Here is a 12,633-nt window from a genome sequence, read left to right on the forward strand (position 1 = left end):
CCGGGAAGTCGCCGCCGCCCCCACCCCGGACGCCGGCGGCGACTTCCCGGTGCTCACACCCGCCGTCGATGCCCGACTGGACGCCGCCGTGCGCAAGGTCATGGCCGAGGCGCAGGTGCCGGGCGTGATCGTGGGGCTGTGGGCACCCGGCAAGGGCAGCTACGTGAAGGCCTTCGGCGTGGCCGACAAGGCGACCGGTGCACCCATGCGGACCGACTTCAACACCCGCATCGGCAGCCAGACCAAGACGTTCACGGTCACCGCCCTCCTCCAGCTGGTCGACCAGGGCAAGGTCGGACTGGACGACCCGATCGGCGACTACATCGACGGCGTGCCGAACGGGGACCGCATCACCCTGCGCGAGCTGGCCGGCATGCGCAGCGGGCTCTTCAACTACAGCGAGGACCCGGACTTCGACAAGGCGTTCACCAGCGACCCCGATCGGCCCTTCTCGCCGCAGCAGTTGCTGGACTACTCCTTCAAGCACCCGGTCCAGTTCGAGCCGAACGCGCAGTTCCAGTACTCCAACACCAACCTGATCCTGCTCGGTCTGCTGATCGAGAAGGTCACCGGCAGGCCGCTCAAGGAGGTCATCAACCGGGACGTCGTGGGGCCGGCCGGACTGCGCCGCACGCTCTTCCCGACCGGCGCGGAGTTCCCCGAGCCGCACGCGCAGGGCTACACGGACCAGACGGCCTCCGGCAAGATCGAGGACGCGGCCGACTGGAACCCGTCCTGGGCCTGGGCAGCCGGAGCGATGATCTCCGACCTGGAGAACCTGCGCAGCTGGGCACGGACCCTCGCCACGGGCACGCTGCTGACGCCCGCGACGCAGGCACAGCGCCTGAAGACCACCTCGGTCGGCATTCCCGGCGCCGGCTACGGGCTGGGCCTCTTCAACGTCCAGGGCTGGATCGGTCACAACGGCTCGCTCCCGGGCTACGAGAGCCTGGGCGTGTACCTGCCGCAGGAGCAGGCGACCCTGGTCGTCATCCTCAACACCGACGTCCTGCACGACGGCCAGGAGCCCAGCACCCTCTTCGGCGAGGCGATCACGAGCATCGTGACGCCGGACCACGTGTACCCCGGCCACAAGCCGACGGCACCGAAGCCGTCCGCACCTGCATCGCCGGCCTCCACGCCGCCCGCGCCCACGTCCGGCTGAGGTCCGCCCCCGGCAGCACCGGATCGGGTCGGATGATCCGACTGTTATGGTCCGAGGTATGCCAGAGCTCATCAGCCCCACCCCCCGCCTGCACAGCTCCTGGCTCGCCGCGCAGCTGGAATCGGGCCCCGACGCCCACATGGACGGCGCCGGGCTCGGCTCCGACGACGACGTGGACAGCCCGGAGGGCTTCGCGGCCTGGGTGGACCGGCTGCACCGGTACGCGGACCGTACGCTGCCGGTCGAGCACGGCCGCGTGCACGCCACGTACTGGTGGATCGCCGAGGGCGACACCTATCTCGGCGCCATAGACCTGCGCCACTACCTGAACGGCTTCCTGCTCGACGCGGGCGGCCACATCGGCTACAGCGTCCGTCCCTCGGCCCGCCGCCGCGGACTGGCCACTTGGGCCCTCAGGGCCGTCCAGCACGAGGCCCGCCTGCTGGGGATGGACCGGGTACTGCTGACGTGCGACCCCGGCAACGAGGCCTCGATCCGCACGATCGAGGCCAACGGCGGTGTGCTGGAAGACGTCCGCGAAACCCTGATCGGCTCCAAACGGCGCTATTGGATCAACCTCTAGCGGTCGTGTCGTAACAGTGCCGTCCGGCCGTACCGGGTCGATAGTGGGGCTGTGAGCGACTGGTCGGAGGGACCCGGGCAGGGCGGCGCCGCAGAGGGCACCGCCTGGTCCGGACGTGACGGCGCGCGGGCCTTCGCGGCGGTGGAGGCGGCCACGGACTGGCTGCTCGGGTACCCGTTCGTCTTCCGGGCCCTGTCCCGCCGGACCGGCCCCGGCGCGGTCCTGGTGGACTACGGGTGCGGGCCGGGCCGGGTGGCCGACCGCGCGGCCCGCCAGCTGGGGGCGCGGGTCATCGGGGTGGACACCTCCCCGGAGATGCTGGCGCTCGCCCGCGCTTCGGCGACCGCGGTGGCGGAGTACCACCTCGTGGAGGACGGCCGGGTGACGGGCCTCGCGGACGGCTGCGCGGACGCGGTCATGTGCAACCACGTGCTCGCGTCGCTGCCGACCGAGGACGCGGTGCTCGGCGTGTTCACCGAGATCCGCCGCCTGCTGCGGCCGGACGCCCCCTTCGTGCTGCTGACCACCGACCCCGCCTGCAACGGCACGGAGTACGCCTCGCTGCGGATCGGCGAACCGGGCGAGGTGTACGGCCCGGGGGACGAGCTGACGGTACGGCTGCGGCGCACGGACGGAACCTGGCAGGAGATGCGCAACCACGCGTGGCCCGTCGGCTACTACGCGGGCCTGCTGGAGCGCGCCGGCTTCCGGGACGTCGTCCAGCACCGGCCCACCGTGGACGAGGCGCTCACCGTCGCCGACCCGGACCTCGTGGCCGGCCGCGCGTGGCCGGCGGAGCGTGTCAGGCCGCCCCTGGTGATCACCAGTGCGCTCGCGGTCTGACCGGACGGACGGCCCGTGGAGGCGGGTCACGAGCGTCACCGACCGCGGATCCGCGAGCCTGCGCCCCGGCCCCGCCGCCTGCTCATGCTCTCGGCCATGTTCTGCCTCGCGGCGATGGCCGCCGCGGTGCCGGGCGCCGACGGTGACGGCGACCGCGCGGCGGGTACGCGCTCGACTACGCGGGCACCCGGCTGGTGCTGCTGGGGCTGTGGTGGCCTGCCACCCGCTTCCCCGCGCCCCTGCGCATCCCGCGCTGGCGGCCACTGAGCTACTGCCTGGCCTCCGCCGTGCTCCGGGCCGCGTCGGTGGCGGTGCCCCTGCCCTGGCACTACGCCGTCCGGGCCGCGCTCCTCATCGCCGAGATCGTGCTCCTGCTGGGTTCCCGGGGCCGCGGGGGTCGGTCGTCCTTCGACTTCGTCCGACTTCGCCGCGACCTCGGCGGAACTCGTCCTCGGGTCGGCGCAGGGCAGCAGGGCCTACCTCCTCGCCCGCGACGTGGGCGGCTTCCTGCACTTCTTCGTCACTGCCGCCGTCATCTGCACGGCCGCCGGCCTGGCCACCGCCGTCGAGGAGGCCGGCCACGCGCATCTGCACCGCGGCGCGGTCTGGGCCCTCGCCGGCGGGCTCGCCGTCTACCACCTGGCCCACGCGGCCATCGCACTGCGCTTCGGCCGCCCGCCGCGAGACGTCGCGACCTGGGCCGTGCCCGGAGTCGCCGTTCCGCTGCTCGTCGTCCTGGGCACCGACCACCTCACGCCCTGGCAGGTCGTCCTGCTGCTCGCCGCCGAGGCCGTCGGCCACCTGCTGTACGCCAAGTCGATCGCCCGGCGCCGCACCCGCGCGGCGAGGAGCCGGCTCCCCTGAAAACGGAGCGATCTCCCCCGCCCGTAAGGGTGTTACTGTCGCGCCATGTCCAAGGCCGAGATAGACGTGGTGACCGCCGAGTTCTTCGGCGCCTTCGACAACCGCGGTGGCAAGGCCGCCGACGTGGGACGGCTCCGGCGGCTGATGCTGCCGGGCGCAGTGGTCGTGAAGACCGGCCCGGACCTCACCTCCTACACCGTGGACGAGTTCATCGAGCCGCGCCGGCTGTTGCTGTCCGGCGGCCGGCTGGCCGAGTTCTCCGAGTGGGAGACCTCCGAACGGACCGAGATCGCGGGCGACATCGCGTCGCGGTTCGGCGAGTACCGCAAGTCCGGGATCCTGGACGGCGAGCCGTTCGAGGGCGGCGGGACCAAGACCATCCAGTTCGTCCGGACCCCGGAGGGCTGGCGGATCGCCGCCTTCGCCTGGTTCGACCAGCCCTGACCACGAGGCCGGCGGCGCCTTGCGCCGGCCTCAGCGGGCGTCCCCGGGAGCGGTGCAGCAGCCGTCCCGGAGCATCTGGTGCAGCACGGCCCGCCAGTCCCCGGCGACCGCGTCCGCCGTCGTGCCGGAACGGGTGAAGGCGTGCTCCAGAGCGGGGCGTTCCCGCAGGAGACCGGCCCGCAGGGTCGCCCGTACGCGGATCAGGTCCGCGAAGTCGGTGAAGGGATCGCCGTCGACGAGGGTGAGGTCGGCGATCCTGCCCGGCTCCACCGTGCCGAGCCGGTCCGCGACGCCGAAGACCCGGGCCGGGGTCCGGGTCACGGTGGTCAGCGCCTGCGCCGGTGACATCCCGTACCGGTGCAGCGCGCGCAGGGCGAGGTGCAGGTGGAGCCCGACGGGGGTGAGCGGCGCGTCGGTGCCCAGCGCGAGGCGTCCGCCCCCCTCGACGACACGCCGGTAGACGCCCACCTCCCGCTCCAGGACGGCGCTCTGCTCCGCGCTCGGTGCGGTCGCGGCCGCGGCCCGGACGGCCTCCACGTCCCAGGGCGGCATCAGTGCCGTCACGCGGGGATCGGCGGCGAGCGCCGGATCGGCGCCGAGCAGCGGCAGCGCGGTGAAGGGGGTGGCGATGAGGTCGAAACCGCCGCGCGCGTACACCTCCACGGTGTCCTGGTACGTGTGGCCCCGCGGGGTCGCCCCGTGGCCGTACTCCGCGCGCTCGGTCGCCACCAGGTGCGTGGTCAGGTCCTGGCCGGCCTGGATGCCGGGGGCGCACAGGTGGGAGCCGGCCAGGACGCCGAGCCGGTCGTGGGCGAACCGGGCCGCCTCGGCCATCAGCTCGTAGGGGGCACGCACGTACGTCTTGACGAAGTCCCAGTCCAGCGCCGCGGCCCGGGCCAGCGAGCGGGCGAACCCCGCACGGGTGCGATGGGCGCGACCCATGCTGTAAGCGACCCGCGAGCCGTCGAGGAGCTCCCCGCCGGCCAGCAGCCGCGGCGCGGCGAGCAGCCCTGCCCGGATGTCCTCGCGCAGCCGGGCCTGCTCGTAGGCCGAACCGCCCAGCGAGACCACGGTGGTGACCCCGTACGCGAGGTGCAGCGCACCCTGGCGCGCACCGTACGTGTAGGGGTACGGATGGACGTGCGAGTCCCACAGGCCCGGCAGGACCGTGCCGCCGGAGGCGTCCACGGTGCGGGCGGCGCGGCGGCCCCTCCGATGCGGCTCTACCGCGGTGATCCGGCCGCCGCTGACGAGGACGTCGACGTCGGCCCGGGGCGGGGAGCCGGTGGCGTCCCACAGCAGCCCCGCGTGCACGACGGTGTCGACGGGGGCGGGGCGCCGGTAGGAGAGGGAGACGGGCACGGTGCGGGCGGGCCCGGCGGGCGCACCGGAGGCGTCGAGGGCGAGCAGGCGCAGCCGGGCGCAGGACTGGTAGAGCAGGGTGCGCGAATCCGCGGACCAGGAAGGGTGGTCGGCGGCCTCGTCGGTCAGGCGGCGGGCCGGGCCGGCGGGCGTGCCGTCGGGCCGGACGGGCAGCAGCCACAGGGCCGACTCGCTGACACAGGCCAGGAAGCGGCCGTCGGGTGACCAGACGGGTCCGGAGGCGTAGCGGTCCGCGAGCGAGGCGTGCGGGGCGAGTGCGTGCAGGCGGGCGGCGCCGGTGGCGGTGTCGACGATCCGGATGAGGTTGTAGCCCTCGCGGAAGCGCCGGCTGAGCCGGTTGCGGTCGCACAGGGCGAGGTGACGGCCGTCGGGCGACCAGCTGGGCGGGCCGGGCAGTCCGCCGCCACCCAGTGCCGGGACCAGCGGGGTCTCGGTCCCGGTCGCGAGATCGCGTACGAGGAGGTGCCCGGCCAGGTCCAGCGCGGCGAGCCGCTCGCCGTCCGGGGAGAGCGCCCCGTAGACCCGGCCGCCCGGCGCGAGCACGCTCTCCCGGCCGCCGTCGAGCTCCCGGCGGCGGACGGCGTTCAGCCCGTCGCGGTCGTCGGTGTAGACCAGGGCCCGGCCGTCCGGAGTCCACACCGGCCCCTGGACGTAGGCCGTGGCGGGGGCCTGGACGACCTTGCGCGGCGCCCCGCCGGCGACGGGCGCGACCCACAGCGCGTTGAGCGCGGCGAAGGCCACGCTGCGGCCGTCGGGGGACAGGGCGGGCAGGTGGATGCCCCGGACCCGGCGGCTCCGCTCGGCCTCCAGGACGTACTCCTTGACCCGGTAGCGGGGGCGCGTGAGGTCGAGCGTGGCGTCGAGGGGGATCTCCTGGCCGTCGCCGCCGTCACGGTGCGGGCGGATCACCCGGAACCGGCCGTCGAGGGTGATCAGCAGCCGGTCGTCGCCGATCCAGCGCGGGGGAGCGGGCGCGAGGTCGCCGTCGAGGGGGACCTGACGGCCGTCGGCGAACAGGGTCAGGTTCTCGGCCTTGCGGGGGCCGGGGGCCGCGGACAGCCAGGCGGTGCGGCCGGCCGGGGAGAGCGCCGGGGCGAGCAGCCGGCCGTCGGTGACGGTGTGTTCGATCCGTACGGTCCCGGGGCCGTCGCCGGGACCGGCGGAAACGGAGGCGATGGTCCGGGCGGTCAGGGTGTCCCCGGCCGGCGTGCCGGAGGTCACGGTGGCGCGGACGAACAGCACGCGGGAGCCGTCCGGGGACCAGACGGGGTCGAAGTCCTCCCACTCCCCGTCCTGGCCGGGCCCGTCCTGCCCGGGCAGGCCCGTCAGGCGGCGCGGGCGGCCGCCGGTGACCGGGACGGCCCAGATCCGGTACGGGCTGCCGGCCACCGGATCACCGCCGCGTTCGGAACAGCAGGCGAGGGTGCGGCCGTCGGGCGACCAGGCCGGCGCGCGGTGGTCGAAGGGACCGTCGGTGAGCCGGCGCAGGCCCGAGCCGTCCGCGTTCATCACCCAGAGGTGGAAGACGCCCCCGCGGTAGGCGCTCATCGCGACCTGCCGACCGTCGGGGGAGAACACCGGACGCCCGGGCTCCAGATCGGGCGGGGTGAGCGGCGTCGCGGGCCCGCCGTCCGGGGGCAGCGACCACAGGACGTTCTGCACCTCGGCGACGACCCGGTCCCCGCCTGCCGTGGCGGTCGCGGCGCCGTTGGTCGCACGGGTGAACCGCAGCGCGACCGGCGCCGCCCCGACCGCGGCGGCCGGGGCACCGGCCGAGGTGTCCTCGGCACCGGCCGCGGTGTCCTGGGCGCCGGCCGCGGGGGAACGGCCGAGCAGCGCCGCCGCGGCTCCCGCCGAAGCAGCCTGCAGCACGGTCCTGCGCGCAACTCGCATTCCGACCACTCGCCTCACCTGTCGAGGTACCTGCGATGACCGCCCCGGACATCCCGTCAGCAGCCAAACGATCAAGACCCCCTCCGGGCAACGGTGACACCGTCCGGGATAAATCGTTTGCTCCCGGCGGCCCTTGACGGTCGGATGGCGGTCGTGAGCACAGGACAGATGCATCCCGATCAGCACCCCGTCGGCGACGACCTCGTACGGCGGCTGGTCGCCGGGCAGTTCCCGCAGTGGGCGGGGATGCCGGTGGAAAGGTTTCCCTCCGGCGGCACGGTCAACGCCATGTACCGGCTGGGTGAGGACATGGTCGTACGGCTGCCCCTGCGCGGGGGCGGAGCCGAGGACGTGTTCACGGAACGGGTGTGGCTGCCGCGACTCGCTCCCCGGCTGCCCACGGCCGTTCCCGAGGTGCTCGGGTCCGGAGAGCCCGCCGAGGGCTATCCGTGGAGTTGGTCGGTGTACCGGTGGCTGGCGGGGGAGAACCCGGAGGCGGGCGCACTGGGCGAACCCGAGGCGCTGGCCCGGGACCTGGCCGGGTTCGTGGCGGCGATGCGGAGCATCACCCTGCCGGGGCCGCCGCCCGCCTACCGCGGCGGACCGGTCGCCTGGCTCGACGGGGCCACCCGGGCGGCGATCGAGGAACTGCGCGGGATCCCGCAGGAGGGCGTCGACTGCGATGCTGCGGCCGCCGTATGGGAGGACGCGCTGCGGGCCCCGGACCGGGGCGGGCCGCCGGTGTGGCTGCACGCCGATCTGACGCCGGGCAATCTGCTCGTGCACGGCGGCAGGCTGACCTCGGTGATCGACTTCGGGTGCACGGGGGTGGGTGACCCGGCGTGCGACCTGTTCCCCGCGTGGAACCTGCTGCCGGCCGATGCGCGGGAGGTCTTCCGCGAGGCGCTCGGCGTGGACGACGCGACCTGGAGACGAGGCCGGGGCCGGACGCTCTCGCAGGCGCTGATCGCGCTGCCGTACTACCGGAGGACCAACCGGACGATGGCGCACAACGCCCGGCACGTGATCCGGGAGGTGCTGGCGGAAGTGCACGGCATGGGCTGAGGCCTTCGGCCGCCGCCCATGGCGTGACCGGCACCGCCACGGGGTCGTCTCGCCGCCGCTCGTGCGGCGCAGCGGGCCGGGCGGGGGCTTCGGCGACGCCCCGCCCGGTTCGCCGTGCGTCGCTCAGGAGCTGGCCGCCGAGGTGCATGCCGAGCTGCCCCCGCAGAAGGTGACGTCCCAGTGGTTGCCCTCCCGCGCGTAGACGTTGCCCGCGGCGGACCGGTAGCGGGCCGCGCCGTCGCCGCGGTTGGCGATCCGCGTGAAGCTGCCCGTGACGTAGTTGCCGACACACCTGGTCGGACTGAAGTCGATCTTGTAGCCATTCCAGTGGCTGTAGGTGCCGGACGCGTGGCCCACCTCGGTACCGCCGGTGATGGTGAGGGTGCACCCGCCCGCCTTGCGCAGGGTGATGACGTCGCTGATGCTCGCGGCGTTGACCTGCTCCAGGGAGGTGCAGGTGGCGTTGGTCCGGTTGCTGCAGCCGCCGCTCGAGCACAGGCCTATTCCGCCCGTCGCGTTCAGCTTGCCGACGGCCGACGCGTGGCTGAGCTTGGCCGGGGCGGCGTGGGCGGTGCCGGGCACGAGCAGGGCGGCTAGGGCGGCGGTGGCGCCGACGAGGCTGGTGGCGAAGGTGCTGCGGACTCGGCTGCGCATGAGGATCTTCCCCTTGTCGGATCGGCGTCATGGTGTCCGGGGCCGCTCGCTGCGTAACGCGGCGCGGCCTGCCGGCCGGTGACGCCCAGTGCAGCACCGGGAGCCGAACCCGGCCAGGCCGAACAGGACGGCTGACCGGTGCAGGACGGCTGACCGGTACCGGACAGGGGAAGGGTGGTCCGGTCCGGTCCGGTTCGGTCCGGTCCGGTTCGGTACGGAACCGGCGGCGGGCCGCCTCCGTACCGTGGAGACGCTCAGTGGCCGGCGGGCAGCCAGCCGATCCTGATCGCGGCGAGCGCCAGGGTGAACCGGTTGCTCGCGCCGGACCGCTGGGCCAGGGCTTCCACCTGGCGTCGTACGGAGCGTTCGCTCAGGTTCAGCCGGCGGGCGATCGCCCCGTCCTTGGCCCCGCCGGCCAGGAGCACCAGCACCTGCCGCTGGACGGGAGACACGGCGGCGGGCTGGCGCAGGGGGTGTGGGAGCCGGCCGCGGTCGACCGCGCGCAGAGCAGGTCGATCTGTTCCAGCAGGGCGTTCTGTTCGGCCAACAGACGGCGGTGGGCCCTCAGCAGGCTTTCCCGGTCCGCCAGCAGCTCGTGGTACAGGTGCAGTGCCGGCGGCACCTGCTCACCGGCCGTCGCCGTGGTCGTCGTGGTCGTCCTGGTCATCGTGCTCCTCCGCGGCTCGGGCCCGCCCGGCCCCGTGCGTCGTCCCAGGAGCGGTACCAGGCAGATGATTTGGCCATCCTCAAGATGATCGTCTCGCTTCCGGCAAGAGCCGTGTCCGTGCCGGCCCGCGCGCTGTTCCTGACGAGCTGATCGAGCTCGGGCCGGTAGCCGGCGGGCCAGCGGCAGGCCCGGGATCGCACACGGGAGTTCGCGGAGAACTTCGCGGAGCTGCCTTTCCCCTCGGGTCCCCGGACAATTCGTCGATGAGTCGAGCCGGTTCAGTCCCAGATCATGGGGATTACCTCAATTCTGAAGTCTGGAAAGACCCGGCCTCCGGGTCATTTCCTTTGCGGCGGGTCGCCGTGTTCCTGGTGACCAGCTTTCCGCCCGGCACGGACCGGTGGAAGGGGGGACGCGTGAGAGCAAGTACTCCGGAGAGCTTGGTGTCACCGCTCGGAACCGGCCAATTGCCCTGTCCACCCGGCAATGTGCCGAGACCCGCCTGTGGATTCCGTCCGGGCTGATGCATCCTGGTGGCCGTCCGGACCGTAGGCGCCCTATACGGGGGGTAGGCATGGTCTTGATCGTTCGCGCTCCGGAGCCCGCTGCCGGAGGTGCCGAGAGCGTCAGGTCGCGACCCACAGCGGCCCTGCGGGGGCAGATCATCGCCTACCACGGCTACCGGCTGCCGGAAGGCCGGCCCCGGTCCCGGCTCGAAGTCCCCGACGGCGTCGTGACGGTGGTCATCGCCCTCGCGGGCGGCCTGAGCCTCACCGCCGGCGGACCGCCCCGGGGCGCCTCGTCCTTCCTCTCCGGACTGCGCACCACCGCGACGCGCGGTGAGCACACCGGAGGCCTGCACGGCATCGAGGTCACCTTCTCCCCGCTCGGCGCCTACCGGACCTTCGGGATACCCATGAGGCACTTCACGGAGGCCTTCGTCGACCTGACCGACCTGCTCGGCCGGACCGCAGCCTTCCTCGTCGAGCAGCTGCAGCACACCGAAGCCTGGGCCGACCGGTTCGCCCTCCTCGACGCCGTGTTCCTCTCCTGCGGCGGCGACCGCGGCGGCAGCGTCTCACCCGAAGTCCGCGAGGCGCTGCGGCGGTTGTGGGCGGCCGGCCGGCCGGAGACCCTCAGCAGCATCTCCAGCGAGGTCGGCTGGAGCTCCCGCCATCTGCGCGCCTGCTTCGGCCGGCAGGTGGGGCTGGCACCGAAGTCCGTCGCCAGGGTGGCCCGGCTCCAGCGGGCGCTGCGCCTCCAGTCGCTCGGCCTGGACGGGGCCGAAGTGGCGGCCTTGGGCGGTTTCCACGACCAGGCCCACTGCATCCGCGAGTTCAAGGCGATGACGGGGCTCACCCCGTCGCAGTTCGCGGCCCGCCGGGGCGGCCTGCCGCCCGGCTCCGCGCTGGACCGGGTGGCGGGCCGGGTGACCAGCCTGCTGTTGCCGGATACGGCCTGAACTCCGATTCCTACAAGACCGCCGGCCCTGCTTCCCCCCATGCTGCTGTGCGCCTGGAAAAGACGTTGTCGACGTGGGTAGGAGCGCCGGGATGCTGTCCGCACTGGGACTCGACACATCGACCGAGGCCGTCTACAGGCTGCTGGCCGCACGCCCCGAGGGCTGGGGCGTCGGGCAGATGGCCGAGCGGCTCGGACTCGAGGAACAGCACGTGCGGGACGCGTTGGACAGACTCGCCGAGCTCTCCCTGCTGCGCAGGTCGGCGGACCGGCCCGGAGGATGGCGCGCGATCCACCCCGAGCTGGGGCTGCAGCTGCTGCTCCGCCGCCAGCAGGACGAACTCGAGCGGCGCCGACGGGAACTGGACGAGACCCACGTCGCGGTCACCCGGATGATCGCCGACATCGCCGGGCCCGCACTCGGGGTCGCGGGCGAAGGCGGGAGCGACGAGACCGACAGCGAGCGCCTCATCGGCATGGACGCGATCCAGAGCCGACTGGAGCAGATCGCCGACAAGGCCGCCGCCTCGGTCTGTACGTTCATGCCGGGCGGCGGCCACTCCGCGGCGTCCATCGAGGCGGCACGGCACAACGACGCCCAGATCCTGCTCCGCGGGGTGGAGGTCCGGACGGTCTGCCTGGACAGCGTCCGCAACAGCGCTCCGACGCTGGAGTACGCGCGCTGGCTGACCGAGTCCGGGGGCGAGGTGCGCACGGTTCCCAGCCTGCCCCTGCGGATGATCCTCATCGACGGTGCCAGCGCGCTGGTCCCGCTGGACCCGTCGGACACGCGCCGTGGTGCCGTCCTCCTCCACGCGGCCGGGGCCATGACCGCGCTGTCGACGCTCTTCGAGCAGGTGTGGGCGGTCGCGCTGCCGCTCGGCGCACAGCAGGCCAGGGACGAGGGCACCGGGCTCACCGTGCAGGAACGGGAACTGCTCACCCTTTTGGCCAAGGGGCTCACGGACGAGACGGCCGCCGGGAGGCTGGGCGTGTCCCTGAGCACCGTCCGCCGCAGCATGGCATCGATCATGGAAAGGCTCGGTGCGCGCAGCCGCTTCGAGGCCGGGCTGCGGGCGGCGCAGGCCGGCTGGCTGTGAGCGGAGCCGCACGGCGAGGGGAACGGGGACGGTGCCTCACCCCGGCGAACAGCGTCGCCGCGGTGAGGCACCGCCGGCGGTCCGGCCTCAGGAGGTAACGTCCGCCCCGGTCGCCGGCGCGAGCGGGCCGAGGAGCGCGGCCCCGGTGACGAGGAGCTTCCGCTTGGTTCCGCTCAGTGGATCCATGGACGGATGCCTGGTCATGTCCGGTCCCCTCAGAAGTCGCCCGTGCACGCGGTGTTGGTCCTGCCGAACTCGGAGGGCCAGATGCCGCAGGCCCACGCCTTCACGTCCTTGTCGTTGATCATGACGGTGTAGAACTTGCCGCTGCCGTTGGTCGTGTACTTCTTGCCCTGGCTGTTCTTGATCTCCATGCGGGAGCCGGACGGTGCGTTGATTTTGAACCGGCCCCAGGCGGCCCGGCAGGACGGGCTGTAGCGCAGCTCCATGGCGCCCATCGGGTCGCTGGACTCCGCGACCGTGCGGGCGTCGTTCTGGCACGAGGTGCTCG

Annotated in this window: 10 protein-coding genes and 2 pseudogenes; 8 read left to right on the top strand and 4 right to left on the bottom strand. The window is 73.5% G+C overall.

Annotated elements, in window-relative coordinates:
• The 5 genes and pseudogenes from PV721_RS09500 to PV721_RS09520 form a co-directional block, all read left to right on the top strand.
• Window positions 1-1,165 (top strand): serine hydrolase domain-containing protein (locus PV721_RS09500; protein ID WP_319722419.1); only part of this gene is annotated, 1,165 nt, incomplete at its 5' end.
• 58 nt (window positions 1,166-1,223) lie between these two features.
• Window positions 1,224-1,748: a GNAT family N-acetyltransferase gene (locus PV721_RS09505; RefSeq protein ID WP_319722420.1), complete on the top strand. Its 525-nt coding sequence runs from the start codon at window positions 1,224-1,226 to the stop codon at window positions 1,746-1,748.
• Window positions 1,749-1,799: 51 nt separating this feature from the next.
• Complete coding sequence (locus PV721_RS09510; protein WP_319722421.1) at window positions 1,800-2,591, top strand: class I SAM-dependent methyltransferase; 792 nt, start codon at window positions 1,800-1,802, stop codon at window positions 2,589-2,591.
• A 468-nt stretch (window positions 2,592-3,059) separates the two neighbouring features.
• Window positions 3,060-3,455 (top strand): annotated as a pseudogene (locus PV721_RS09515) (low temperature requirement protein A); the annotation flags it as partial.
• Between the two features lie 45 nt (window positions 3,456-3,500).
• Window positions 3,501-3,899 (top strand): DUF4440 domain-containing protein, encoded by a 399-nt coding sequence (locus PV721_RS09520; RefSeq protein ID WP_319722422.1) that lies wholly within the window; start codon window positions 3,501-3,503, stop codon window positions 3,897-3,899.
• A gap of 30 nt (window positions 3,900-3,929) precedes the next feature.
• On the opposite strand, the gene PV721_RS09525 is transcribed toward PV721_RS09520, so the two are convergent.
• Window positions 3,930-7,175, bottom strand: coding sequence for an amidohydrolase family protein (locus tag PV721_RS09525; protein ID WP_319722460.1), 3,246 nt, complete (start codon window positions 7,173-7,175; stop codon window positions 3,930-3,932).
• 168 nt (window positions 7,176-7,343) lie between these two features.
• On the opposite strand from PV721_RS09525, the gene PV721_RS09530 reads away from it, so the two are divergent.
• Window positions 7,344-8,240: an aminoglycoside phosphotransferase family protein gene (locus PV721_RS09530; protein ID WP_319722461.1), complete on the top strand. Its 897-nt coding sequence runs from the start codon at window positions 7,344-7,346 to the stop codon at window positions 8,238-8,240.
• A gap of 123 nt (window positions 8,241-8,363) precedes the next feature.
• Here the strand turns inward: PV721_RS09530 and PV721_RS09535 are convergent, their stop codons facing one another.
• A complete protein-coding gene (locus PV721_RS09535; protein ID WP_416371067.1) occupies window positions 8,364-8,900 on the bottom strand; it encodes a hypothetical protein in 537 nt (178 codons plus the stop codon).
• Between the two features lie 248 nt (window positions 8,901-9,148).
• A complete protein-coding gene (locus PV721_RS09540; protein ID WP_319722424.1) occupies window positions 9,149-9,346 on the bottom strand; it encodes a response regulator transcription factor in 198 nt (65 codons plus the stop codon).
• A 789-nt stretch (window positions 9,347-10,135) separates the two neighbouring features.
• Between PV721_RS09540 and PV721_RS09545 the strand changes: the two genes are divergently transcribed.
• Window positions 10,136-11,023, top strand: a complete 888-nt coding sequence (locus tag PV721_RS09545; protein WP_319722425.1) for a helix-turn-helix domain-containing protein — start codon at window positions 10,136-10,138, stop codon at window positions 11,021-11,023.
• 91 nt (window positions 11,024-11,114) lie between these two features.
• Entirely contained in the window at window positions 11,115-12,122 is a 1,008-nt protein-coding gene (locus tag PV721_RS09550; RefSeq protein WP_319722426.1) for a LuxR C-terminal-related transcriptional regulator, read from the top strand.
• A 215-nt stretch (window positions 12,123-12,337) separates the two neighbouring features.
• Here the strand turns inward: PV721_RS09550 and PV721_RS09555 are convergent.
• A pseudogene (locus tag PV721_RS09555) lies at window positions 12,338-12,595 on the bottom strand (DUF2690 domain-containing protein); the annotation flags it as partial.
• Window positions 12,596-12,633: the final 38 nt, after the last annotated feature.

It is taken from the genome of Streptomyces sp. MB09-01 (genome assembly GCF_033794505.1).
GTDB lineage: Bacteria > Actinomycetota > Actinomycetes > Streptomycetales > Streptomycetaceae > Streptomyces.

Bases quoted from the DNA above. Each gene is read 5' to 3' on its own strand.
- PV721_RS09545 (WP_319722425.1), top strand. From the start codon at position 10,136: ATGGTCTTGATCGTTCGCGCTCCGGAGCCCGCTGCCGGAGGTGCCGAG.
- PV721_RS09525 (WP_319722460.1), bottom strand. From the start codon at position 7,175: ATGCGAGTTGCGCGCAGGACCGTGCTGCAGGCTGCTTCGGCGGGAGCC.
- PV721_RS09520 (WP_319722422.1), top strand. From the start codon at position 3,501: ATGTCCAAGGCCGAGATAGACGTGGTGACCGCCGAGTTCTTCGGCGCC.
- PV721_RS09505 (WP_319722420.1), top strand. From the start codon at position 1,224: ATGCCAGAGCTCATCAGCCCCACCCCCCGCCTGCACAGCTCCTGGCTC.
- PV721_RS09530 (WP_319722461.1), top strand. From the start codon at position 7,344: ATGCATCCCGATCAGCACCCCGTCGGCGACGACCTCGTACGGCGGCTG.
- PV721_RS09550 (WP_319722426.1), top strand. From the start codon at position 11,115: ATGCTGTCCGCACTGGGACTCGACACATCGACCGAGGCCGTCTACAGG.